Source organism: Myxococcus sp. AM011 (genome assembly GCF_013372595.1).
Taxonomy (GTDB): Bacteria; Myxococcota; Myxococcia; order Myxococcales; family Myxococcaceae; genus Myxococcus; species Myxococcus eversor.
This window is the reverse complement of the sequence record NZ_JABXEM010000029.1, coordinates 16,060-39,513: the sequence shown is the minus strand read 5'-3', so window position 1 is coordinate 39,513 and position 23,454 is coordinate 16,060. Positions and strand designations below refer to the sequence as shown.

At 67.4% G+C, this 23,454-nt stretch carries 18 protein-coding genes and 1 pseudogene; 11 read left to right on the top strand and 8 right to left on the bottom strand.

Annotated features, from left to right (window positions below):
• The first annotated feature begins 315 nt into the window (after nucleotides 1-315).
• The 8 genes from HUW62_RS08555 to HUW62_RS08520 all read left to right on the top strand — a co-directional run bounded on the left by HUW62_RS08555 (nucleotide 316) and on the right by HUW62_RS08520 (nucleotide 12,100).
• Nucleotides 316-1,761, top strand: coding sequence for a DUF1588 domain-containing protein (locus tag HUW62_RS08555; protein WP_176434133.1), 1,446 nt, complete (start codon nucleotides 316-318; stop codon nucleotides 1,759-1,761).
• Nucleotides 1,758-3,272 (top strand): DUF1552 domain-containing protein, encoded by a 1,515-nt coding sequence (locus tag HUW62_RS08550; RefSeq protein ID WP_163869989.1) that lies wholly within the window; start codon nucleotides 1,758-1,760, stop codon nucleotides 3,270-3,272. Before HUW62_RS08555 ends, HUW62_RS08550 begins: the two co-directional genes overlap by 4 nt.
• Complete coding sequence (locus HUW62_RS08545; RefSeq protein ID WP_163869988.1) at nucleotides 3,269-3,820, top strand: YceI family protein; 552 nt, start codon at nucleotides 3,269-3,271, stop codon at nucleotides 3,818-3,820. The genes HUW62_RS08550 and HUW62_RS08545 overlap by 4 nt, the downstream gene beginning before the upstream one ends.
• Nucleotides 3,821-3,880: 60 nt before the next feature.
• Nucleotides 3,881-5,113, top strand: a complete 1,233-nt coding sequence (locus tag HUW62_RS08540) for a hypothetical protein (RefSeq protein WP_176434132.1) — start codon at nucleotides 3,881-3,883, stop codon at nucleotides 5,111-5,113.
• Nucleotides 5,114-5,625: 512 nt separating this feature from the next.
• The gene (locus HUW62_RS08535) at nucleotides 5,626-6,897 is read left to right on the top strand and encodes a DUF2403 domain-containing lipoprotein (protein ID WP_176434145.1); all 1,272 of its coding nucleotides are present in this window, start codon (nucleotides 5,626-5,628) and stop codon (nucleotides 6,895-6,897) included.
• An 84-nt stretch (nucleotides 6,898-6,981) separates the two neighbouring features.
• Nucleotides 6,982-8,472: a hypothetical protein gene (locus tag HUW62_RS08530; RefSeq protein ID WP_176434131.1), complete on the top strand. Its 1,491-nt coding sequence runs from the start codon at nucleotides 6,982-6,984 to the stop codon at nucleotides 8,470-8,472.
• Nucleotides 8,473-8,481: 9 nt separating this feature from the next.
• Nucleotides 8,482-9,618: a glycoside hydrolase family 2 TIM barrel-domain containing protein gene (locus HUW62_RS08525; protein ID WP_176434130.1), complete on the top strand. Its 1,137-nt coding sequence runs from the start codon at nucleotides 8,482-8,484 to the stop codon at nucleotides 9,616-9,618.
• 40 nt (nucleotides 9,619-9,658) lie between these two features.
• Nucleotides 9,659-12,100, top strand: a complete 2,442-nt coding sequence (locus HUW62_RS08520; protein ID WP_176434129.1) for a di-heme oxidoredictase family protein — start codon at nucleotides 9,659-9,661, stop codon at nucleotides 12,098-12,100.
• Between the two features lie 117 nt (nucleotides 12,101-12,217).
• On the opposite strand, the gene HUW62_RS08515 is transcribed toward HUW62_RS08520, so the two are convergent.
• The 8 genes from HUW62_RS08515 to HUW62_RS08480 all read right to left on the bottom strand — a co-directional run bounded on the left by HUW62_RS08515 (nucleotide 12,218) and on the right by HUW62_RS08480 (nucleotide 21,122).
• Nucleotides 12,218-13,390: a hypothetical protein gene (locus HUW62_RS08515; protein ID WP_176434128.1), complete on the bottom strand. Its 1,173-nt coding sequence runs from the start codon at nucleotides 13,388-13,390 to the stop codon at nucleotides 12,218-12,220.
• A 209-nt stretch (nucleotides 13,391-13,599) separates the two neighbouring features.
• The gene (locus tag HUW62_RS08510) at nucleotides 13,600-14,529 is read right to left on the bottom strand and encodes a lytic transglycosylase domain-containing protein (RefSeq protein WP_176434127.1); all 930 of its coding nucleotides are present in this window, start codon (nucleotides 14,527-14,529) and stop codon (nucleotides 13,600-13,602) included.
• Between the two features lie 311 nt (nucleotides 14,530-14,840).
• Nucleotides 14,841-16,502 carry a hypothetical protein gene (locus HUW62_RS08505; RefSeq protein ID WP_176434126.1) on the bottom strand — a complete coding sequence of 554 codons (1,662 nt, stop codon included), beginning with the start codon at nucleotides 16,500-16,502 and terminating at the stop codon, nucleotides 14,841-14,843.
• Nucleotides 16,503-16,545: 43 nt separating this feature from the next.
• A complete protein-coding gene (locus tag HUW62_RS08500; protein WP_176434125.1) occupies nucleotides 16,546-17,433 on the bottom strand; it encodes a hypothetical protein in 888 nt (295 codons plus the stop codon).
• Nucleotides 17,434-17,512: 79 nt separating this feature from the next.
• Nucleotides 17,513-18,115, bottom strand: coding sequence for a hypothetical protein (locus HUW62_RS08495; RefSeq protein WP_163869979.1), 603 nt, complete (start codon nucleotides 18,113-18,115; stop codon nucleotides 17,513-17,515).
• Nucleotides 18,116-18,145: 30 nt separating this feature from the next.
• Nucleotides 18,146-18,763, bottom strand: coding sequence for a hypothetical protein (locus tag HUW62_RS08490; RefSeq protein WP_163869978.1), 618 nt, complete (start codon nucleotides 18,761-18,763; stop codon nucleotides 18,146-18,148).
• Between the two features lie 256 nt (nucleotides 18,764-19,019).
• Nucleotides 19,020-19,616, bottom strand: coding sequence for a hypothetical protein (locus tag HUW62_RS08485; RefSeq protein WP_176434124.1), 597 nt, complete (start codon nucleotides 19,614-19,616; stop codon nucleotides 19,020-19,022).
• Between the two features lie 192 nt (nucleotides 19,617-19,808).
• Nucleotides 19,809-21,122, bottom strand: coding sequence for an AHH domain-containing protein (locus tag HUW62_RS08480; protein WP_176434123.1), 1,314 nt, complete (start codon nucleotides 21,120-21,122; stop codon nucleotides 19,809-19,811).
• Between the two features lie 195 nt (nucleotides 21,123-21,317).
• On the opposite strand from HUW62_RS08480, the pseudogene HUW62_RS48580 reads away from it, so the two are divergent.
• The 3 genes and pseudogenes from HUW62_RS48580 to HUW62_RS08470 form a co-directional block, all read left to right on the top strand.
• Nucleotides 21,318-21,452: pseudogene (locus HUW62_RS48580) on the top strand (IS3 family transposase); the annotation flags it as partial.
• A 364-nt stretch (nucleotides 21,453-21,816) separates the two neighbouring features.
• Nucleotides 21,817-22,983 (top strand): DUF2380 domain-containing protein, encoded by a 1,167-nt coding sequence (locus tag HUW62_RS08475; protein ID WP_338041968.1) that lies wholly within the window; start codon nucleotides 21,817-21,819, stop codon nucleotides 22,981-22,983.
• On the top strand, nucleotides 22,980-23,450 hold the full coding sequence (locus HUW62_RS08470; protein WP_163869973.1) for an NUDIX hydrolase: 471 nt from the start codon (nucleotides 22,980-22,982) through the stop codon (nucleotides 23,448-23,450). The genes HUW62_RS08475 and HUW62_RS08470 overlap by 4 nt, the downstream gene beginning before the upstream one ends.
• Nucleotides 23,451-23,454 lie beyond the last annotated feature (4 nt).

Genomic DNA, 23,454 nt, shown 5'->3' with positions numbered 1-23,454 from the left:
GGGCGGAGGCACGTGCTTCCTTCCCCTACACCAGGCGCCGCCTGCCTCCACTCCTTGAACGAGCGACTCCGTCTCGTCGCTTTTGTTGAGCCGAAATCCGCGGCCCGAGTCTCTACAGCAGCGTTGCAGAGGCCATCCCCCCGCTCGACTCCACAACCAGGAAGCCCGTCCCCCTCCGCGTCTCTGCAAGGAGCGACCATGCGTCTCGACTCAGCCTCCAAACGTGTGGGGGTCTGTCTTCTTCTCGGGCTCTCGGCATGCGAGGGCTCTTCCTTTCTCTCCCTGTCGGACTCGAACCGAGGTGAGGGCGAGACGATGCCGGCGCACCTGCTGACCGCGTCGGAATACAACGCGACGGTTCAGGACCTGCTCGGAGTCACATCGCGTCCGGCCGATTACTTCCCAGCGGCCTCATCGTCCGAGTTCGACGCGAACGTGGGCGTGCTCGCCTCCTTGTCGGAGGTTCAAAGTGAAGCGGTCTTCAACGCCGCTCGCGACGTGGTGGCCAAGGCCTTCGAGTCCCCCGAGCTGACCGCGCGTCTGGTTACCTGCACTCCCGCGAGCGACACGGACGCTGAATGTCCGAAGTCCCTCGTGACAACGCTGGGTCGCCGCGCGTTTCGCCGCTCCCTCGACGACGAAGAGGTGGCCGCGTACCTGGCGACCTACCAGAAGGCGAGGCAGTCGCTGGAGATGGGCCACGTGGACGCGGTCGCACACGTGCTCCGGGTGATGCTCAGCAGTCCGTCGTTCTTCCTGCGCATCGAACGTCCCGGACCTCGGAAGGACGCGCTCGAGTCCGCCGCGCTGGCGAGCCGCCTCTCCTATCTGCTCTGGGGCTCCATGCCCGACGATGCGCTGCTCGCCATCGCCGAGAGCGGCAAGCTCGACGATGACGCGGAGCTCATCGCCATGACGGACAAGATGCTCGAGGACCCTCGAGGTCAGCGCTTCGTCTCCCAATTCCTCGGCCAGTGGCTCGGCACCGTGCGCCTGTCGAGCCACAACGTGGACACCAACCGCTTCCCTCAATGGACGCCGGAGGTGGCGAAGGGCGTCGAAGCGCAGGCCAACGACTTCTTGTCCGGCTTCGTGACCGGGACCACACCCTGGAAAGAGGTGTTCCTGGCCCCGCACCCGGCGAACACGGCCATCCAGCCGCTGCTCGCCGCCGACCCGACGACCTTTCAGCGTCGCGGCTTCCTGACGCTGCCGGCCTACCTGGCGCTCAGCTCACACAGCGACCGCACCTCGCCCACCGCTCGCGCCAAGGGCGTCATCACGTCGCTCTTCTGCACCGACATGACGCCTCCGCCAGGAGTCGTCACGGAGCTTCCACCGGAGGAGGGCCAGTCGCCCAGGACCGTCCGTGAGCGACTGGAGGCGCACCGGCGCAATCCGTCCTGCGCGGGCTGCCACAACATGCTCGACCCGCTCGGACTCAGCCTGGAGAACTTCGACCCGGTGGGCCGCTACCGCACCCTGGACGAGGGGCACCCCATCGACTCGAGCGGCGTCTACGAGGGCATCCCCATCGCCAACGTGTCGGAGCTGCTGCCGCTGCTCGCGGAGGATTCGCGGCTCGGCGATTGCGCGCCGAGGAAGCTGTACAGCTTCGCCATGCGCCGCAGCCTGGTGCCGGAAGACGAGCCGCGAGTCGCCAGGCTGTCAGCCACCTGGAAGGCGGGAACGCTCCGCGAGCTCCTTCACCACGTCGTGGTTTCGCCCGCCTTCCGTGGGCACGCAGAGGAGGCTCCATGAAGACTTCAATGTCGCGCCGGACCGTGCTGCGCGGAGCAGGTGTCGCGCTGTTCCTTCCCTGGTTGGAGGCACTCGCGCCTCGCGTCGCCCGCGCCGCGGCCGGGAGCATGCCTCGCCGGTTGTTGGTCTGCGCCTTCCCCAACGGCGCTCCGCACGACTGGTGGAGCACGGCTCCCGCCTTCGGAAAGTCCGTCTCCGGTGACGCGTTCCAGTTGCCCAACGTGCTCACGCCCTTCCAGCCCCTCAAGCACAAGCTGATGATGGTGAGCCGGCTGGGCAACTACACGTGGAGCCACAACGGCGAGTCACCGTCCCCGAGCGTCGAGCCGTCACACGCGCGCTGCATGTCGGCCGTCACCACCTGCATCGACGCCGATGAAGTCGCTCGCAAGGCGAAGCTCCCGCTCGACTCCGCGGTGCGAAGCACCACCTCGGTGGACCAGCTCATCGCGCAGACCCTCCAGGGACAGACGGGCCTCAACTCGATGCAGACCGGCCTGGGCGTCAAGCCAGGCTTCTTCGACTACCGCAGCTACGCCTACAACCAGGTGCTGTCGTGGAAGTCGCCGACCGAGCCGCTCAAGCGCAACGTCAATCCCCGCGTCATCTTCGACGCGCTGGTCGGAAGCGGCAACGCGCAGACTCCGACCGAACTCGCCAGGCTCAAGGCACGCGAGAAGAGCGTGCTGGACGCGGTCCGCGAGGACATGAACCGCATCAAGAAGCGCGTGAGCAGCCGGGACCAGCAGGTGCTGGACCAGTACCTGACGACCGTGCGGAGCCTGGAGCTCGCCGCCGATGAAGTCTCCTCCACCTGCCGCGCGCTCGCCGCGCCTGGTGCGGTGCCCGAGCCGCCCGGCCCGCAGCAGGGACTGTCCCAGGGACAGGACGGGTACGACCACGAGCTCCACGCCGATGTGATGAACGACCTCATCACCCTCGCCTTCGAGTGTGACCGCACGCGCGTGGTGACCCACCTGCTCGACGACGCGCGCTCCGAGTTCGAATACCGCAACATCCCGGCCGCGGACCGTACGCGCGTGGGGCTCTCGTACAACGCGGGCTCCAGCCTCCACTACCACGGCAGCCAGCACGGAGAGGGCGAGCTCGCCGATACGGTGGAGAATGGTCAGTACAAAATCATCAAGCCGAGCAACCGCAGCTTCGCGGCCATCAACGCCTGGATGGGCCGCAAGGTGGCGGAGCTCGCGCTCAAGCTGGACGCCATCCCCGAAGGCGATGGCACCGTGCTCGACCACACCACGCTCGTGTTCCTCAGCGAGATGCGCACGCACGACCACGATGCGTTCGACCTGCCAATCCTCATCGTCGGCGGCAACGGCATCCTGAAGCAGAACACACACATCTCCTATGACTCGGTGGGCAATGACCGACAGCTCCGTGACCTGTGGTTCACGCTCATGCGGCGCGTCTTCGGCATGCCCGTGACCTCGTTCGGAGAAGACGTGCGAGGCGTGGCGAACGCGGAGCTCACGGAGATTCTCGCGTGAGCGCGCTCCTGGTGGTGCTGTCGCTGGGGCTTCTCCTGGGGACTCCGGGGGTCGCCTCCGCCGCTGGGTTCACCCTTCAGGGAGAGAGCCGGGTTTCATTCACCGGGAAGGGACCCGCCGGATTCAAGCTGGTGGGGGCTACCGAGAAGCTGTCGCTCGAGGACGACGGCCAGTCCCTCACCTTCACGGTGCCGCTGGACTCCCTCGATACGGGCATCGAGCTGCGCAATCGACACATGAAGGAGAAGTACCTGGAGACGGCCCGGTTCCCCCAGGCCGTCCTCGTGGTGAAGCGCGGCGAGCTGCTGGTGCCGGCCAAGGGTGAGACGAAGTCCGGTCAAGCCAAGGGCCTGCTCACCCTGCACGGCGAGACGCGAGAAGTCGTCGTGCAGTACCGAGCGGAGCGAGCGGCGACACAGACGACGAAGGTGACCTCGCAGGTGAAGGTGAACTTCAAGGACTTCGGCGTCGCCGTCCCGAGCTACATGGGCATCACCGTCAAACCAGACATCGACGTCGACGTCGCCTTCGAAATCACCCAGGCCTGAGAACATTCGCGCGCGTCGGCGGACAATGCCGTTCGTGAGCGCTGAGAGAAGGACCCAGACGTGTCTGTTCGAGTGCTCACCTGGACGCTTGCGTTGTGCCTGCTGGTCCATCCACGGGCGGCCCTGGCGTTCCCTTGGATGATCAAACACAACTATACGGGCTGCCAGTCCTGTCACGTCGACCCCAGCGGTGGCGGCGTGATGACGGATTACGGGCGCGCACAGCAGCAGACCCTCCTGGAGACCCAATGGGGGACGTCCGACCCGGAAGGTGAAGCGGACTCCAACACCTGGTTCCTCTACGGCGCGCTCGGGTCCTCGCGCCCGGAGTGGTTTCTGCCGGAGGTGTCGGTGCGCGCGGGGGGCCTCTTCACGCGCTCGGTGAACCTCGGCGCTACGAGCAACGAGGGACAGGTCCGCGACGTGCTGGTCCCCGTGGTGATGGCCGCCGATGTTCGCGCCGCGGTGGTGGTGGGGGCCTTCCGGGCCATGGCCTCGCTCGGTGTGGCACCCCGCCGCGCCTTCGCGGCCAGCCTGACTCCTGTCGGCGACATCGACGGACCGAAGCTCGTCAGCCGCGATTATTGGCTGGGAGCCGCCCTGCTGGAGGATGCGCTGTTCATCAGGGCCGGGCGTCTGACGCTCCCCTTTGGACTCCGCTCCGTCGAGCACACGCTCTGGGCCAGGGCGGTGACCCGGACGGACTTCAACGACACCCAGCAGCACGGCGTGGCGGTGGCCTGGTCGGCGGAGAACTTCCGCACCGAGGTGATGGCCATCGCCGGCAACTTCCAGGTGGGCCCGGACGGCTTTCGCGAGCGGGGAGGTTCCGGCTACCTCGAGTACGCCTTCGCACCGAACCTGACCGCGGGTGTGTCCAGCCTGGTCACCTTCGCCCGCTTCGACCGCCTGAACCTGGAGGCGAACACGTTGCGCCAGGCGCATGGACTGTTTGCCCGCTATGCGCCGTCCCCCGACCTCGCATTGGTCGCCGAGCTGGACGCGCTGGTGCGCGGCAGCCAGCAGGGAGGGACCCAGATGGGCGTGGTGGGGTACGCCCAGGCGGACCTGGAGGTCGTCCGTGGCCTGCACCTGCTGGGCACCGTCGAGGTCCTTCGAGAGGACCAGCGCGGAGCGACGGGGATGCAACTCGGGGGCTGGCTGGGATTGAGCTGGTTCGCCGCGCGAGGCCTTGAGGTCCGGCTCGACGGGTTCGCCCGGCAGACGCCTGTCGAGGGGCAGCCCTCCATCTCCAACCTGGGCAGCGTCCTCCTGCTGCACTTCTACCTGTGAGCCCCATCGTGCCAAGCGCCCTCTGCCCTTCCCGTTTCGCCCAACCGATGGTGCTGGTCGCGGTCCTCCTTGGCACCACCGCGGGGGCCACCAGCAATTTCCCCTCGGCGATTCGGACGGCGACGGCGATGGAGAACACGCCGCCCTGCATCCTTTGCCACGCCACCGCCATTGGCGGGCGAGGGACCGCCACCCAACCCTTCGCGGAGACGCTGCGGCAGCACGGACTGACGGGAGCGTTCGACACGGAGTCTCTTCAGGCGGCGCTCAACGGAGTCAAAGAGGACCGGGCGGATACGGATGGCGACGGCACAGGTGATTGGGACGAGCTGGCGGCGGGCCGCAATCCCAACGTGGCCTCTTCGAATGGAAGCTCCGACCTCTTCTTCGGGTCGACCACGGATGGAGGCACGCCGGGCGTCGTTCCCTTGGATGCGCCCCCCATCCAGTATGGCTTTGGATGCACGGCCGCTTCGGCGCCTTCCGCGTTCGCTCTGCTCGGCGCTCCGGTGTTGCTCCTCCGGGGTCGTCGGCGCCGCCGGCGCCTCGAAGTGACGAGCCTGCTCCTGGCGCTGCTGTGCGCATGCTCGCAAGGCTCCGGTTCACGGTCGCCGGATGGCGGTCCCTCGACCGAGAACCCCGGTCCCACGCCAGGTCCCGTCGATGGCGGCCTGGGAGCGGATCTGGACCCTTCGGAGCTGGACCCGGCCTCACACGGCGGGACGCTCACCTTCGAGTCCATCGGCGCGCCGGGTTGGTATCCGAGTCGGAGGGACCCCGCGACGGGGCCCTGTGATGCCTATCAGGGCACGGGGTGCTGTCTCAGCAAGCACACCATCGAAGGCAATGAGCTGACCCCCTGGGACGAGGACCTCATCGTGACGCTGCGAGGCCCGATGAAGGTCAAGCAGTTCGCCGTGTATCAACCGGAGGGCGATTCGAAGGGGCCCTGGAACCTGGTGTCATCTTGGGACGCACGGAGCCCGAAGAGCCCGGAGGGCCTCCACTTCGAGGGGAACAACACCGAAGCGAAGGGCTTCGACGGCGTCATCGGGACCGAGTGTCTGGTCGACGTCTCGACGAGCGAGGACTTCACGTGCGGTCCTGGAAGCGCGCCGTACTGCCCACCGCAAGGGAGCGGAAAGAAGAAGACCTGGGGTTGGTCGGGCTCGAAGCTCTTCGTGATGCTCGCCACCATGCCCCACGCGGGCTCGCTGGGGCAGGCGTGCTCACAGGGCTCGAACGGAAACTGGTTCGATGCTCCGTGGGTGGGCCTCAGTCATGGAGAGCTCGTGCGCGCGGGCGCCTTCGGCGGTTGCCACTGCTACGCCAAGGAGCCTGACAAGTGGTACCTGGGCGACGGCTGCGGTCAATTCAATGTCTTCGAGGTCGTGAACGACAACAACGACTTCCGGAACCTCGACGTCTTCAGCACCAACATGTTTGGCTATGCGGGCTATGTCGGCGAGGGCCCCTGTGGCTCGAAGTGCAACGTCAGCACCCTGGGCGGGGAAGCCGACCTCATCGACAAGGCGACGAGCGCCGAAGCAGCGCGGGGCGCGGTCGCCAGCCCCACCCGTGGGCCCGGTGCGGCCCTGCGCCGCCCGGTGTCTGGCTATCGCTACTTCTTGATTCTCCTCGACGTTCCAAGCCGGACCGTCCAGTTGGCGCTCATCCATCCGCTCAATGTTCCCGCCTCGGTCGGCGCGCTGCTCCCCGGATTGCCGGCCCGGATGGAGGCGTCGACGGTCGAAGCAGTCCGGACCATGCGGCTGCCCAGGTGATGGGCGAGCGCGGTACACCCTTGAAGTCGACGTGACAGAGGTATGGGACAAGTGACTCTTCGCGGCCAGTGGTTGAATTCAGTGATGTTGCTGTGCGTGCTCCTGACGTCCTTCTGGGCGCGTGCGGAGCAGCGGGTCGCGGTGCTCGAGCTCACCGGGGACCGTCGGGACGCGGTTCGCAAACAGCTCGAACGCTCGTTGCAGGCCAAGGGCTCCGACGTCATCAAGGGCAAGCTGTATGCAACCCGCGCGCGACGGTTGGGTTTCCGGGGACGCGAGGCCCACACGGATGCGGCCATCGTCGCGCTCTCAAGGGAGCTCGGGCTCGCGGCGACCGTCCGGGGCGCCGTGTCGGGGCGTGCGCTCACCGTGGAAGTGGTGAGCGCGTCGGGGAGCATGCTCGGAACCGAATCGTATCCGCTCAAGAAGGGAAGGCTCTCGAAGAAGGACGCCTTCCGGGCCGCGGACGCCATCCTGACGACGTTGCACGAAGCCGCGACGGAGGTCGTCCCCCAGGAGTCCGTTGAGCCCGCGGAGCCGGTCGCTTCGATGTCACAGGACGCTGCTCCTCTGCCCCCGGCCAAGGCGGATGCACGAGCTTCGAGTGGCGTCCCTTCCCCCAAACCCACGGCCACGGCGGATGCACGAGCTTCGAGTGGCGTCCCTTCCCCCAGGCCCACGGCCACGGCGGACGCACGGGTTTCGAGTGGCGCCCCTCCCCCCAAGCCCACGGCCAAGGTCGCGGCGGCGCCAGTGGAGGACGTGGCACTCGTGAAGGCTCCCTCGCCAGTGGTGGGGCCGCGATGGGTCTCCGTGAGGCTCGGTGGCGCCACCACCTTCCGGTCCTATTGCGCGGGCCCGGGCATCCGGTCGTGCGGACAACTGGAGTCGCAGCCGGAGGCGGAGAGGCCGGAGCGCTCCCTGTTGTTCGGAACGCCCAGTCCGTACTCGGGCTTCAGCGCCGGGCTCGACGCGTTTCCGCTGGCGCTCCTGGGAGACACGGCGCTGAAGGGCCTGGGCGTCACCGCCGAGCTGTCGCGTCGCTGGACCCAGGTCAGTATCCAGGGAGGCGGACCTGGGGGAACCGCGAGCGCCGTGGACACGTATGGGTCGCTCTTCGGCACCTATCGTTTGTATTTCCCGCTGTCGTTCACGGCCACGCCCCTCCCCGCGTTCGTGGGGCTTCGCGCAGGCGGAATCTCCCACGCATTCGAGGTGGCCGAGGAATACCAGGCGCTGTTTCCCAAGACGGGCCGCACCCATGCGGCGGTGGGGCTGGATGTGTCGGTGACCCTGGCCCGTCTGGCTCGGCTCGAGGCGGGCTTCCTGTACTTCATCCGGCCTCAGCCGGGCCGCGAGCAGAAGGACCGCTATGGTCCCGAGGTGTCGAGCAGCGGCTTCGGGCTCGAGGCGGGAGTCGGCGGCGAGCTCGTCGGGCCGCTCGAGTACAGCGTTCGCTACCGCTTCCAGAAATACGCAGACACCTTCTCCGGAGCGGGAACGGAATGGACCGGGGGAGGCATCTCCCAGGAGCGCTATTCCGGCCTCAACTGGACGTTGGGCGCATCGTTTTGAAAGGCGTTCATGAAACTTCGTGGCCTTGTCTTGAGCCTGTTGATGATTGCAATCCAGTCCTGTTCAGGGGACTCCAGCGAGCCGAGCGACCTCAACGGGGATGGCGGGCCCCTGCGTGAAGATGGCGGGCCCTCGCGCGAGGATGGCGGGTCCCCGCGCACGGATGGAGGCAGTCCTGACGCGGGTTCTCCGGATGGAGGCCCCAGCGACTGGGGCGACGGTGAAGTCTCCGTGGACGGGCGAGCCATCAAGGTCGGTGGCAAGGCCATCCAGATGAAGGGCGTCTGCTGGAACCCTGTCGGAAAGGGGCGCGAACACCCACCCAGGGGGGACTATGCCGCCTTCGCCGACAAGGATATCGCGCTGATGAAGGCCGCGGGCATCAACGTGGTCCGCACCTACGACACCATCCGCGACACCGTGGTGCTGGACAAGCTGCACGCCGCGGGCATCCGCGTGGTCATGAGCGTGTACTCCTACGGCGGCGACCCCGCTGCTCGCGCCTCCCAGCACGTCGCGGCGCTCAAGGACCACCCCGCCATCCTCATGTGGTCCCTTGGCAACGAATGGAACTACAACGGCCTGTATACCAACGTGTCTTTCAATGACTCGATGGCGCGCCTGAACCAGATTGCCGCGGCCATCAAGGCGCTCGACTCCAAGCACCCCATCGCGACCGTCTATGGCGAGATGCCGTCCAGGGCCACCATCGCGGCCATGCCGGACATCGACGTCTGGGGCTTGAACATGTATCGCGGAATCACGTTCGGAGACGCCTTCACCCAGTGGAAGGACCTCAGCCCGAAGCCCATGTTCCTCGCCGAGTACGGTGCGGATGCCTTCAACGCGAAGCTCCCCGGATACGACCCCGAAAGCCAGGCCAAGGCGACCCACGCCCTGACCCAGGAGCTTCTCGACCACTCGACCGCGAACACAGGAGGCGTGTGCTCCGGCGGCACCGTCTTCGAGTGGTCGGACGAGTGGTGGAAGGCCGGCAATCCCTCCCAGCACGACAACGGTGGCTCGGCCCCGGGCGGTGGCCCCTACCCCGACAGCACCTTCAATGAGGAGTGGTGGGGCATCGTCGACGTCGACCGAAACACGCGGCCCGCATACGAGGCACTCAAGCGCCTCTATGCACCTTGAGCGGATGTCTGTGTCCAACCTTCTTGAAAGGAGTCGAACCGTGAGCTGCGTTCCTGAAATGTTCGCCCCCGCGGGCAGTTCCTCGCAGGTGGCCATCCCTGGTCGGAATCCGAAGCAGGCAGTGAGCACCCGGCCCACGCTGCTCGCGGTGGTGGCCTGGGCATGTCTGACGGCCGCCTGCAGCTCCGGCACCGTGCAGGTCGGCGAAGGGCCAACGCCGGGCGGACCCACTCAACCTGAAGGCAATGGTCCCGATGGCTATGCCGAGCTGACCTGGGCCGACCCGCAGCCCACGACCCATTACACGCTCCCCGGTGGCACGCTCGTGACGAAGCTTGGCGGACGTACACGCGACCGCCACGCACGCGAGATGCCTCCGAAGGGCAATCCACTGGGCGGGGACAACTACATGACCTTCGCGGCGCACTATTTCGAGCGCCGCACCCACGACATCACCCTCTACGACAACCCCAATCCCGACCCCAAGAAGCCCGGGACCCGCATCCTGACGCTCGTCGTGCGTCCGCAGTGGTGGCTGTACGGGACGAACTTCCGTGGTGGGTACATCGGGCGGCGAGGAGAGCAGCCCTACCTGCCGATGTCGGTGGCGCTCTATGGGGACAACGGGGGCATGAAGCAGTTGCCCCCCGGAACCCTTCGGAGGGACCAGGAGCTGGAGACTCCCATCAAGAACTACGACGCCCTGCCGGACAACAACAGCCCCAGCGGCTTTCGGGACCTCAATGTCCCGCTCGCGGACGGCGAGTTCGTGTTGGTGAAGCAGATTACGCGCTCACCCGCGCTCAATCGGGACCTGCGCGAGGGCGACCTGTATGAGTTCGAGCTCGGCATCTTCCTGGACGGCCCCAAGGGCAACGCGCTCGGTCGCTTCAACTACTACTCGGACGCGCTCGTCTACCGTGTCGGCACTCCCGGCATCGTGCCCTGGTATCGGGGCCCCTGCTGTGATGCCCCCGCGATTCCCTGGGATTCGACGCCCATCCCGGACAGCGCCCTGGCGGGCGGCAAGATGATGACCCTCCAGGAGAACACCTCGGGGTTCACCCACATCAACTTCATGCAGGCGAGCCTCAACATCGCGGGTCGCAACATCCAGGCCTTCACCGAAGGGCGGCGCCTGATTCATACCTCCTTCCTCACGGGAGGCCACCACGAGCCCGGCAATCCGGCTGTCACGACCGCCATGAACAAGGCGGGCCCCCGGTTCCAGCAGGCCTCATGCATCGACTGCCATGTGAACAACGGCAAGAGCTCTCCCGCGCTCAACACGCCCTTGTCGACGATGGTGGTGCTCACCGCGGACGTGGACGCCACCGGCAAGCTCGTGCCGGACAGCCGCTTCGGCGGGCACCTCTGGCAGGGCGTGGTGAACGACGGCAAGACCCAGTACGACGGACGCAACGCGGTGCTGAAGGTCACCTCGTATCGGGAGACTCCGGGGCAGTACCCGGATGGAACCGCGTACACGCTGCAAGCACCCGTCTATTCGCTGACGGACCGGCAGGGCAACGCGCTGGAGCTGCCTGCTCGCATGTCGGTGCATACGGCTCCGCACATGGTGGGGATGGGCCTGCTGGAGGCGGTGCCGGAGAAGCAGTTGAAGGCCCTCGCCGAAGCGAGCCGACAGGACCCCGACGGTGCGGTCGGCAAGCTTCAGTTGATTCCGGACCCGCGCTTCCCGTCCATCACCCGTGTGGGTCGCTTCGGCTGGCGCGGCACGGCTTCGACCGTGGAGGAGCAGGTCGCGGGCGCCCTCAACAACGACATGGGCGTGACGACGTCGATGTTCCCCACCCACAACTGCGGCCTGGCCACGGACGACGAGGACTGCCGCAATGCGAACTCCGCCGCGCCGGAGCTCAGCGACGAGCACCTGCGCCTCATCGTCGACTACACCAGCCTGCTGGCGGTTCCTCCCCAGCGCCACTTCCCCGGTGAGCAGCCTCTGCGCAACTACGCCGTGGACTTTGGAGACCTGGTCGAGGACCCGGACCCCTCCAAGCTCCAGGCCGAGCTGGCGCAGATGCGAGCGGACGAAGCGGACGAGCGTCGGATGCAGGAGCGCGTCGCCACCGGCGCGGTGCTGTTCACGCAGGCTCGCTGCAATGCGTGCCACGTGGCGACGCTGACCACGGGAACCGGACACCGCTATGCCGAGCTGCGCGAGCAGACCCTTCGTCCGTACACGGACCTGCTGCTGCACGACATGGGGCCCGAGCTGGGAGACAACTTCCCGCAAGGTGTCGCCACCGGGCAGGAATGGCGCACGGCCCCGCTGTGGAGCCTGGGGCTGCTCGAGCACACCAATCCCGGGACGCGTTTCCTCCACGATGGGCGTGCCCGCACCCTCGAAGAGGCCATCTTGTGGCACGGCGGGCAGGGCAGCGCGAGCCGGGACCGCTTCAAGGCCATGTCCAGGGACGAGCGCGGCATGCTGCTCGACTTCGTGAGCGCGCTCTGATGCGGGGTGCCTTCCAGAGAGGCTACGAAGGCGCCCTCGGCGAGAGGGCCTCCGCACCCTGACACCCGTCGCGCCCTCCCCGTCCGGGCACACCGGACGGGGAGATGTCACGCCGACTCAGCGACCGTCGAAGTAGCAGAAGCCGTAGCCGCGGTCTCCACCGCCACCCGACAGCGGGTAGTAGATGTAGCCCAGCTCCTCGCCCGCTCCGCACTCGGAGCGCGCACGCGCGTAGCGGTGGCACGTCGCCCCCGCCGGACCCGCCGCGCCGTCCGGGTCGAAGCACGTTCCACGCGCACCCTCGACGCCACAGAACTCGGTGAAGGACGCCGAGCACGCCTCGCCAATCAGCGCGGTGTCGAACGCGAAGCCAATCGGCTCCAGCACCGACTGCTCGATGCACAGGCCATACACGCCGCACACCGTGCCCGTGGGGCACCCCGGCGTCGCCGTCATGAAGTCACACGTCTTCAGGCACTGCGCGTCGTCACTCAGCATGTCCGTGCACGCGAAGCCCTGCTCGCAGTCCGTCGTCGTCAACGAGTGCTCGCTCTCCGCGGGCGTCGCGGTGCAGGCCTCGCCCTGCGTCTTCGTCCCCAGCGCGCGCTGCAACGTGCCGTCCGTCGCCGCGTAGTCGTCGGAGACACACGCGGTGTCATGCAGGTTCGACGTCAGCGAACCCTGACGCGGGTCACACCCGCCCGGGCGCACCGTGTTCCACGTCGCGAAGCGAATCCACCGGCACTCGCCTCCCGACACCACCGACGAACCCGTGTAAGGCCCCGAGGTGGGCGTCGCGAGCACCGACTCCCGCAGCACCACGTTCGACAGCGCGCCCACCGTCTGCTGCGGCGACACCTGCAGCGCGAGCAGCAGCGCTCCCGCGTCGGCGACGAACAGCTTCTGCGAGGTCGTTCCAATGTCCTGGTAGCCGAAGACGCACTGGTCGCACGTGAAGGTGTTCGCCCCGCCCAGCGATAAGTCATACAGCCCCGGCTGGGTGTTCATGTCCAGGCGGATGCGCAGTTCGTCCCGCTGCGCGCCTCCCGTGTTCGAGAAGTCGCCACGGAACGTCGGTTGCCGCTCGTACTGCACCGGCGTCAGCTCGATGCCGTTGACCATCTCTCCCACGGTGATTTCGGTACAGCCCGCGGGCGGCGTCAGGAAGCGAGCCTCCTGCTCGGCGGCACGAATCTCCGCCTGCTCCGGCGCGGGCTCCTTCGCCTCCTGCCCACAGCCGATGAGTCCCGACACGAGCACCGCGCCCCACCATCCATTGATGGACTTCATGTCCCTGTTCTCCCGTTGCACGCGACCGCGACATGGCGGCCGACCAGGTGTGGCCCTGGTTCACGTTGAGTCAATGCAGCCGAAGGACAGGTGAAATCCGATGTCACTTCAGCCGCACACCCGATGAACGGAAATCCTGGGGAAATGTCGCGACGCGCCGCTGCAATCCTGGCGTGTCAGAGGTGCGTGGAATGGTGGGCGTCAGTCGCTCACGCCGGCAGCGTGCCCTCGCCCGTGGAGAGGGTGCTCATGAAGTCCTTCACCTTCGTCACGTAGGTCGCGTCACCGGTGCCAGCGGGAATCGCGTTCGCGTTGTTGCGGTCCACGCCATTCGGGCCGGAGTTGTAGGCGCGCAGCGCCAGGTCCCAGCTCCCGAACTGCTCCTTCATGTCCTTCATGTAGCAGGCGCCCGCGAGGATGTTGGTCGCCGGGTCGGAGAGGTCCTTGCCCTGCAGCTCGGGGTGCTTCGACTGCAGCTCCTTGAAGGTGTTGGGGTTGACCTGCATCAGGCCGGTGTCCGTCAGGCCATTGCCACCGTTGGTGGAGACGGCCTCCAGGTTGCCGCGCGACTCCTGCCAGATTTGCGCGGCCAGCATCTCCGCCGGCACGCCCGTCTTGGCCGCCGCCGATTCGATGGTGCTCCGCAGCTTCTCCAACCCCGGAGGCAGGTTGCCGCCCAGCTTCTTCCCACCCGCGACGCTCGGCGCCGCATCGACGCTCGGCGCCGCATCGAAGCTCGGCGCCGCGCTGGGGCCCGTCGGCGTGGGATTGAGGTCCAGCGGAGGCCGCCCCGAGGACGCCTGCGGAGAGAAGCCGCTGTCACCACCGAAGCACGAGCTCTTGGACGCGCCCTTGGCACCCTGGGGCGCCTGCACGCCGCCCTGCTCGGCGATCTGCGACATCACCTGCACGAGCGTGTTCATCACCGAGAGGGTGCTCTCCAGGAGCTTGCCCAGGTGCGCCTTTCCTCCCGAGCCCCCCAGCTCGAAGCCGTCCTTCTGGAGCGCGGCCAGGCCCGGCGCGCTCTTCACGCCCATGCCCGTCGACGGACTGAAGGAAGAGGACTCCACGCCACCGCCGCGAATTGAAGAGACGCTGGAGCGGGGGACAGAGGCGTTCTGCAGGGGGGAGATGCTCATGGCGGGACCCTCGGGGGATGGGAGGCGGATTGATGCGTCCCGGGAGCCCATAGCAGCGCGTGTGCCAGCCTCAGGCGACGGGCCTGGCACGAACAACCCCTGGATTTTCCGAGCAGACGCACGCCCGAGGAGGACCACCGAGCCTCTCGCCCTGATGACACCTGTCATCAGCCGAGTGTCCCCGGTCATCAGGCGACCCACGGCCCCTCACCTCACGGGGAGGGCTCCATCGGACGCCCGGCGCATCAGCGGAGGGTGACGTGCTCAGCAATGACAGCACCTCATGCGGTCCTCCAGTGCCAATCAGACGACTACCGGACCAGGGGCTCCCAAGAGACAGGTCCCCAGACATCGCGGGACGGCTCACGCCGGCCCTGCTCCTGCGGAGGTGCTTTCCCACGGAGGATGCGCCCCCGCTTGTCGAGCGCCATCACCGTGGTGTCCATCACGGAGGGCCTGCCCACCACCTGTCGCGACTCCATGTCCACAACGAGGCCACCGGCCAGGACGAGCGAGCCCGCTTGGAAAACCCAGTGGGTCGCATGCTCGGCGAGCAAGGTCCGCTTGCCCGTCTCGACATCCCACAAGGACAGGGGGCGGCGGCGGCTCTTGACGAGTTCCTTGTTGGCGACACGGTCTCTCGTCACCTCATGGGGCTCGAAGTGAAGCGGGGCCCAGAGCAGCGCGAGAAGACCTCGCGTCGTCACGATGTTGTCATCGACGCGGTGCAAGGCCCGCGTCTCCAGGTCGATGAGGACGCGCCTCGAATCGATGAATTGAGCCACCTGCCCGTCGGGAGCGAGGTACTCCGGGAACCCCTCGGGCAGGGAGACGAGCCGTGGAATCGGGAAGGGGGAGAAGGCTGAGTCCTCGTCTCGATAGGTGACGTGGAAGTCCAGCGGCTGATGGATTTCGGCCCCATGCAGCTCGACGGTGGCCAGCGACTCAGGCCCCTTGTACGTGCACGCCACCACCACGAGCTCACGCCGAGGGTCCGCGACCAGGATTCGGCCCTCGCAGAAGGCGGGAACCCACTCGGTGCGCCGCCCCGAGCCGTCCTCGGCGAACAGCTCACCGGCCTCTCCCCGCCGCAGGATGAAGCGTCCCAGCAGCAAGGTCAGGGGTTCTCTTTCATCGATGCGCGCCGCGCCCCTGAGTTCATGCAAAGGCCCTCCCTCCACACGACGCGCGCGCCAGACCAGCATGTCCTCATTCATGCGGTAGCGCTCCCCCTTCGGGTCGAGCTTGCACGACCCGCGGAGCCGCGAGGATGAATGGACCGGCCGCTCGCGAGGCTCACCCTCGGGAATGTCCTCGGTATGGACCCAGAGGTTCACCCAGTCACCGGCATCGCTGAAGTCCGCGTTGCGCAGCTCACCCGCTCCCGACTCCACCTGTTGCTCGCGGCCCGAGGACAGCTCCCGCACGACGGCGGACACGCGCCCTTGCGCCTCTCGCAGGTAGAGCATGTGCCTTGAGTCGGACGAGAAGCGCGCGACAGGCGGAGGCCACAGCGCGTCAGGTCTGGTCGAATCAGGGACGCTGTATCGCACCAACTCCCGCTCTTCCCGCGTCCACACGTCGAGGAGGATGAGGGTCTGATTGCGAACCACCGCGAGGTAGCGACCGGAGACGTCCGCGCCGAGGAAGTCCTCGATGGGAGTCCCCAGGCCTGAATCGAGGAAGAGATACGTGACGGCCCTATCCCCCTCGCCAAACCTCGGGTGAGCGAAGGTGCGGTCGTCCTCGTCGATTCGGCCGTTCTTGTCCGTGTCCTCTCGCGCCTGACAGGCAATCAACCACCGCCCGTCGGCGGACGCCTCCATCAGGTTGAAGCGATGCGCCGTTCCAAAAGGTCCGGCTGGCGGGGCGGTGGAGGGCTCGCCTGGAGCCGGCCCCGCGTCTCCTTTCGCAGTCGGACGAGAGGTCGCGCAGGCGGAGAGGACCACCAGCAGGAACAGGGTCGAGCGCATTGCGGGGCAGGATACATGGATTGCCTCGCGCCCTTCTCGTGACTCAGGCCCTGGGTGGAGGAGGCACGAGGAGGTCCATCCACTCGCCATAGGCCTCCGCGGGCGCGCCGCTCCCCTGGAACTCGCGCACGCTGGTGAGGAACTGCCGCCAGTGGTCTCCCACGACGGCGTCCAGCCAGTTCTCCTTGCTGAATGCGAGCAGGCTCCCGGCGGCCTGGATGGCGGGAGCATCCGGCCTCACCGCGAGGATGACCGAGAGCGCGTGGCTCTCCGCGCCCGGCTCGCGGCTCGGTGAGGGCCCCTCCAACCGCCAGCGCGCCGCCGTGGCCCCGAGCGCCTCCGCCTTCACACACGTCCGGACCGCGTCGTGGAGATAGGGCCCTGGACCCGACTTCCCGTAGAGCTCCACGGCGACCTCCGGCGCCCGCCGCGATTTGGGCATGGGAAGCATGAGCCGCGCCGGGCGCTGCGACTCGAGCTGGAGCGTGCCCCGAGGCTCCGCGCACGCCTTCACCTCCGCGCCAGCCTCCGGCAACACCTTCAGCACGCGAAAGGCGTCGGGGCTCGTCTCGTACAGGCTGAACTCCACGACGCACTCGAGGCGCGCGAAGCCCTGCTCCCGCTTGGGGAACAGCGACAGGCCGAACTCCACCCGCCACGGCGAGTACCCCTCCGGACACGCGACGTCCGCCCCTCCATATGGCGTCACCATCAGCTCGTCGTGGAACGACACCAGGTCCGCGCTGGCCCGCTTGCGCAGGGCGAGGAACGTCTCCTTCAACCACGCCGTCTCGGCGGGGGTGTCGAGCCGGCCACTCAGCAGGAACGCGTCGTGGACGGTCTCATCCCACTGCCCCAGGCAATCCAGTGGAGGGCGGTTCTCCAGGAACCTGTCGAGGGGCTTGCTCTGAAACTCACGGGGGACGGACATGCGGCTCCTCGCTCGACCTCGGGCGGGAGCCATCATGCAATGCTTCACCCGCCCCGCGCAGTCCCCACGGCGCCAGGACTCAGGGGTACGTCACGCTGAAGGTCGCCGGTCCCTTCAGGTACGTCAGCCCCTCCTCGGAGCGGCAGCCATTGTCGATGTCCGTGCTCAGGAACGTGGTGGTCCTCACCGCCGTGGCGCCCTGGAACTTGCCGGACAGCACCCTCCCCGTCTGCGTGACGAGCGTCGTCGCGTCCTGCACGGAGAGGTGTGACTGGCTCATCAGCACCGTGGACGTCTCCGCCGTGTTCCACGTCACCACCTGGCGTCCCGCTCCGGCTCGCGCCAGGTCCGTGCAGGACAGGCCTCGCATCAGGCTCGGCGCCTCCGTGCCCAGCGTCGCCGACTTCACCGCCGAGCCGAGCACCGTCACGCAGTTGCTCACCGTCGCCTGGAACGACACCGCGCTGTCGCGGGGCTCGGCCTTCACGCCCGTGCCGTACCTCGCCTCCCCATGACCGAGGGGACAGGTGATGAGCACCTTCTCCGGAGGCCGCTCAATCGTCATCGCTCCCGGCCCCTCCAGCGCCCCACGTCCCGGGCCTCCTCCGCCGTCTCCACAAGCCAACGGGCCACAGAGCCCGACGAGCACGAGCCCCCTCACACTCCATGACATCGCACGCATGAGCAGCCTCCTTCCAATCTTCCCAACGACTCACGTCATGGTGCGGATGAGCTCGAGCGTGGACGGCCCGCTCAGCCAGATGAGCCCACCGGGTGACGCACAGCCCTTCTCGATGTCGGAGTTGAGGTACGTCACCGTCCAGATGGCGGTGGCCTCCGCGAAGGCGCCCGACTCCACGGTGCCCGTCAGCGTGAAGACGGTGAGCGGCCCCTGGGCCAGCTCTCTCGACTGACTGAACACCAGCGTGGACGTCTCGCCCGTGTTCCACTGCACCACCTGGCGCACCGTGCGCGGCGTCATCAGGTCCGCGCAGGAGTAGCCCGCGAGCAGGCTCGAATCGAGCGGCAGGCGCGCGGACGTCACCCGCGTCGCGGGGATGGTGACGCAGTTGCTGAGCGTGGTGGCCCCCGCCACCGTCACGTCCTTCGTCAGCTCGCCCAACCCGGGCATGTACGACGCCTGGGTGATGCCGACGGGACAGGTGACGACGACGGGGCCGGGGCTGTCAGAGCGCGGCGCGGCGGCCAAGGCAGCCGGCTCCCGGGGCGCGGGGGCCTCCTCGCCACTCCCCGCCGACACGTCGAATGTCGAGGTGAGGGCGAGTGCGGAAAGAATGACCACCACCGCCGCCAACAGGCTTCTGCGCATTTCCGCTCCCGATAACGCTTCCGTTGCCGAGATAGGAATCCACCGCGCACAAGCCCATCCGCGAAAGACGACAAGAGACAATGAATGACGCTCGCACCTCCCCGCGAGACCGGGGCGATGTGCCGCACCTGCCACGGGAAGTGTCGGACACCAACATCCACGCGCGGCCTGTCGCAACGGACACAGCCCCATGCACGTGAGGCGTCGTGGGGCGAGGGGCTCGCCGCCACGACATCGACTCACGCTCGTAGAGGGCTCAGAGCACCTTCGTCAGGGAGAGCGTCGTGAGGCCCGAAAGGGAGGTGAGCCCTTCGGGGGACGCGCAACCGTCCTCCAGGTCGACGGTGACATAGGAGATGGTCCGGACCGCCGTCGCGTCGACGAACTTTCCGGAGCGGACGGTGCCCGTCAGGACGAAGACGGACAGCGTGCCCTGCACGCCCACACGAAGCTGGGTGAAGACCATCGTCGAGGTCTCCCCCGTGTTCCACGTCACCGTCTGGGTGACGGCCCTGGGCAGCAGGAGGTCTCCACATGAGAAGCCCCGCACCACGCTCGACGTCAGGCTGTTGGTGCCAGACGTCACCGGGTCACCCAGCACCGTCACGCAGTTGCTCAGGGTCGCCTGCCCCGACACCGTGACATCCTGGGGCGTGTTCTTCAGCCCTGGCGAGTAGAAGGCCTGACTCGTTCCCACCGGACAGGTGACGAGGACGGGGCCCAGGTCCAGCGCCGCCTCCGACGTCTCCGCCACGGAGCCTTCATCTGGCGCCGTGAGCGCGGGCTCCTCCCAGCCACCACACCCCAGCATCATCAGGACACACGCGTTCAACAGACCGACCGGACGTCGCATGAAAGCCTCCTGTGAATGAGACCTTCAGCGTACCCACCAGGGTCGTGGCTCCTTCCCCATGCGACAGGGCAGGCGTCCACCACGTAATGCTTCGCAACCCCGCAGCGGAAGGCGGCCTTGCCCGCACTCCCACGGAGTCGAGAGCCACGCGGGGACGCCTGCGCCTTAAAGCTCGTGAGGAAGCGTTCCCGCCTACTCCTCGGCATTTCGGGTCACGAGGGTCCTCAACTCCGTTCCCTTCGTGACGAGCTCTCGCGCAACCCTGGCGAGCTCGCGCGTCAACGCGGCCCGACACCCGCCAGCGTCCCGGCATCCTCCCGTCGCGTCGTTCAGCAACTCGAAGACTCGCGCATGGTAGGCCTCGGGGTGGGGCCCTCGATGGCCCTTGATTCGAATCAGGTTCGCCGGGTCCTCCGGGCGCATCCCTGCCTTGATGAAGAGCTCCTGGCAGCGCTGTGCCCACGGGCCGCCATCCGATTCAGAGGCCGTGCCCTTGCCCGCGCAGATGGGGTGCACCGTGCCTTCCGCGTCCCCCGGGATGCCACCCACTGTCCCCATGGGAGCCGCGCCAGGTCCCATCGCGACCGCGGCGACCGCCGTTGGCGCGAGCGTCATTTTCAGCTCTCCTCCGGACGTGAGCGCAATCGACCGGACGTCTCCAGACAGGGCACCCGCGAGCTGAAAGCCCGCTTCCGTCTGGGCGCGTATCGCGGCTTGAGCGAAGCCCGGCATCTTCGGTCCTCGCACCGCCATGGCGTTCCTCCCGCCGAGCACCGACAAGGAGACGACCACCAGGACGCGGGCCCCGTTGTCGCCCAGCACATCACCGAAGCGATGTCCGACGCGCTCCAGTTCCTCGAAGCTCGCCGCGTCCCGGGACTCTTCCACGAGCCGCGAGAAGCCCTGCCCGAGCTTCCAGACGGGCTCCGTCCCTAGATACGCAATCAGCGAGGCCGCCCAGGCCAGCGCGATGGGCTTCGTCATGGGCTCGGGAGCCACCAGCGTCTTCAGTGCCGTCCCGGACATCGTCGTCACCAGGCCCCGCAGGGCCGCGACATTCACCGTGCCGCGGAGGTCCTCCTCGATGTCATCCCAGGCACCATCGAACGCGAAGTAGAGCGCGAGCATCCTGCGCTCCATCGGCCCCAGTGTGAGTCCACCGGTCATCATGCCCAGGCAGCCCATTGGGTCCTCCTGACGCTGACAGACGCGCTCATGGGCCGACGAGACGGCCCGCCCCAGCGCCCCGTCACCGCCGCTCCCGTGGGACACGCTCGAGGAGCGGCGGTCCTCCTGGTCGACCTCCTTGAACACGGCGTCCAGCCGCAGGTCGGGTACGAGCCGCGCGACGGCGCCCTTGAACTCCTCTTCGTCCATCTCGACAGGCTCGGTCTCGATGGGCGTGTATGCGATTGACTTCCCCCCTCCCGTATCCAGACGCACGACACGGGTCGACGCACAGCCGCCCGCCAGCAGCAGCAGCGCAAGAACTCCCAACACTCTCATGGATGGCCCCAGAAGACAGCCGTCAGCGCATCAACGAGCGATGCGCCTCATCTCCGGGGATGACACCCGAAGACTCCGGGGACGGACATCCCCCTCGGGAGGTATTGCGTCGAGGCACGGGCGCCATGGCGTGCCGCCGCGCCGTCAACTCATGCGCCCCTCCGGCGTCGCCGTACAGCGCGGCGGACTGGTAGGCTATTGCACCACACGGACCAGGGGAGCACATACGCCAGTGAGGACTACCCGCACGTTCTGGCGAGGCACGGCATCAGCCGATGCGGCAACGGCTACGACAACGCGGCCATGGAGAGCTGGTTCAGTACGCTCAAGTTGGGGGTGGGCCATGCGCGCCAACGCCTTGCTGGCCATAGTGCTGCTGGCCACGGGATGCGCCTCGGTGACTCATGCGCCCGGGCGCGACGGAACGCTGAACCACGCGCCGCGTGCAGCCTCGTCCCCCGCTTGGGAAGGGGAGCCGAGCGACGAACGCCCGCACGCCATCGCGGGACCCGAAGCAGGACAACGGTTGTGGCGGCATCGGGGGCCACGAAGCGACGCAACGCGGGCTGGGCCTGGCACTGTGGCTGGAGCCATCGGAGGCGGAGCGCGGAGCGCCACGCTGACTCGACAAGCAGTCCTCGAGTCCATTGACGAGATGAAGGGCTCGCTGGAGAGGGTCGAGTCCGCGTTGTCCATGATTGCGACGCGTCGGCCCGGCTTTGATGGCCGGGCCATCAACGGCGAGGTGTTCATGCGCTTTCTCCGCCTTGGCTCCAAACAGGTGACGTGGATTCGCGGCGCGCTCGGAAGCGCGACGGTGATGGCTGGGGCCGCGTCGGAAGTGGAGAACCCGGAGATGGAGCTGGGCGTCCTGCGCATGACGGGGCCACGGCTCCAGGCCGCGATGTTCGGCACACTGCTGCTCTCCACCTGGGTTGATTTCCTCCAGCTCACCGATGCCTTGCTCCGGGAGTGCTTCATCTGCAGCTTCGAGAAGCAGTTCGTGGACCTCAACCGTGTCCGGGGTCTGGTGGAGCCCCCGTTGGCGGACCTCGCTTCCCAGGACCCGGACCGTGTCGAGGCCGCGGCACTCGCGATGCCCGAGCTGATGGGGACATTGACCCGGGAGTTCAACGCGATTCATTCGGATGGACAGTCGGCCATGGAGGACGGCGGCAAGGTTCTGGTGGCCGTGCAGGTGTTGGAGATGGTCACCCTGATTTCCTCGCTGAAGATGTCGCTGCCCCGGCTTCCCCCGGCCGCACCCGCGACGCTCGGCGTGGGCCTCGCGATGAGTTCAGGGGGTGTCATGGCGGGCTCACGCATCGTCGTCTCCGCCGAGTGGGTGGAGCTGATGCGAAGGCTCGTACAGGCGGGCGTCATCTCCCTCCCCGCCGTCAGCACGGCCGTCCGCATCCACGGGGGTCAGGTGATGATGGCTCAGGCCCATCAAGACCTGCCCGAGGGCGTGCGCGAGGCGCTGGGGGACAGTCCGGAGGTGCGGGGCATGCGGGTGACGGGCAAGGCAGGAGCGGGCATGTCCGACGCTCCGAAGCACCACGTCCTCCCGAAGGAGCACCGGGAGTGGTTCGAGCAGCGCGGCTTCAAGGGCGACATGGACATCGACCAGTTCTGCGTCCGGCTGGAGCAGGCCCACCACGAGGCCATTCACGGCGGAGGAAACTGGAAGCTGGGGCGCGTGTGGCCCGGTGAGTGGAACCGGATGATCATGAAGACGCTACGCGACGCTGAGTCCAGGGCAGGCCGGATGTTGACGCGGAATCAGGTCCTGGACATCGTCGCGGAGCGTATGCAGTTCTACAAAGTCCCACTCATGTTCACGAAGGGGAGGAGCCGATGACCGACGGACGTTCATGGCGGGAGAACTGGAAGGCCCGCTTGTATGAGCGCGTCCGTGAGCGCGGCTACGACTCACTCACGGCCTTTGCCGAGGCCCGTCCCACCGCATCGTTGGTGGCATTGGCCGAGGAACTGGGTCCGGACGACGTTGCCGGAGTTCAGGTGTACGATGGATTGGTGGCCGAAGCGGTGCGCAGCAAGAAAGTGACCCGCTTGGTTCGCGGACATCTCGTGCGCGAGCTGTGGGGAAGCCTCCCTGAGGGTTGGCCGGCCGTGCTGGATGACGACAACCGCTTCAGGGTCGCCAAGGCGCTCGGGCTCTGGTCCGGCATCGTCCCAGAAACGCATGAAACCCGTGTGCAACTGGCGGGTGATGCCCTTCTCGCCAATCCACCGCCCGCGGGATGGCGTCCCCTCGGACCCGACGACGAGCTTCTACGCAGGCTGCTCCCCGACGACGAAGCCTGACCTC

What these genes read in the sequence shown, in the direction of transcription:
- HUW62_RS08555 (WP_176434133.1), top strand. Translation starts at nt 316, where the DNA reads ATGCCGGCGCACCTGCTGACCGCGTCGGAATACAACGCGACGGTTCAG.
- HUW62_RS08550 (WP_163869989.1), top strand. Translation starts at nt 1,758, where the DNA reads ATGAAGACTTCAATGTCGCGCCGGACCGTGCTGCGCGGAGCAGGTGTC.
- HUW62_RS08530 (WP_176434131.1), top strand. Translation starts at nt 6,982, where the DNA reads ATGTTGCTGTGCGTGCTCCTGACGTCCTTCTGGGCGCGTGCGGAGCAG.
- HUW62_RS08525 (WP_176434130.1), top strand. Translation starts at nt 8,482, where the DNA reads ATGAAACTTCGTGGCCTTGTCTTGAGCCTGTTGATGATTGCAATCCAG.
- HUW62_RS08515 (WP_176434128.1), bottom strand. Translation starts at nt 13,390, where the DNA reads ATGAAGTCCATCAATGGATGGTGGGGCGCGGTGCTCGTGTCGGGACTC.
- HUW62_RS08510 (WP_176434127.1), bottom strand. Translation starts at nt 14,529, where the DNA reads ATGAGCATCTCCCCCCTGCAGAACGCCTCTGTCCCCCGCTCCAGCGTC.
- HUW62_RS08505 (WP_176434126.1), bottom strand. Translation starts at nt 16,502, where the DNA reads ATGCGCTCGACCCTGTTCCTGCTGGTGGTCCTCTCCGCCTGCGCGACC.
- HUW62_RS08500 (WP_176434125.1), bottom strand. Translation starts at nt 17,433, where the DNA reads ATGTCCGTCCCCCGTGAGTTTCAGAGCAAGCCCCTCGACAGGTTCCTG.
- HUW62_RS08495 (WP_163869979.1), bottom strand. Translation starts at nt 18,115, where the DNA reads ATGCGTGCGATGTCATGGAGTGTGAGGGGGCTCGTGCTCGTCGGGCTC.
- HUW62_RS08490 (WP_163869978.1), bottom strand. Translation starts at nt 18,763, where the DNA reads ATGCGCAGAAGCCTGTTGGCGGCGGTGGTGGTCATTCTTTCCGCACTC.
- HUW62_RS08485 (WP_176434124.1), bottom strand. Translation starts at nt 19,616, where the DNA reads ATGCGACGTCCGGTCGGTCTGTTGAACGCGTGTGTCCTGATGATGCTG.
- HUW62_RS08480 (WP_176434123.1), bottom strand. Translation starts at nt 21,122, where the DNA reads ATGAGAGTGTTGGGAGTTCTTGCGCTGCTGCTGCTGGCGGGCGGCTGT.
- HUW62_RS08475 (WP_338041968.1), top strand. Translation starts at nt 21,817, where the DNA reads ATGATTGCGACGCGTCGGCCCGGCTTTGATGGCCGGGCCATCAACGGC.
- HUW62_RS08470 (WP_163869973.1), top strand. Translation starts at nt 22,980, where the DNA reads ATGACCGACGGACGTTCATGGCGGGAGAACTGGAAGGCCCGCTTGTAT.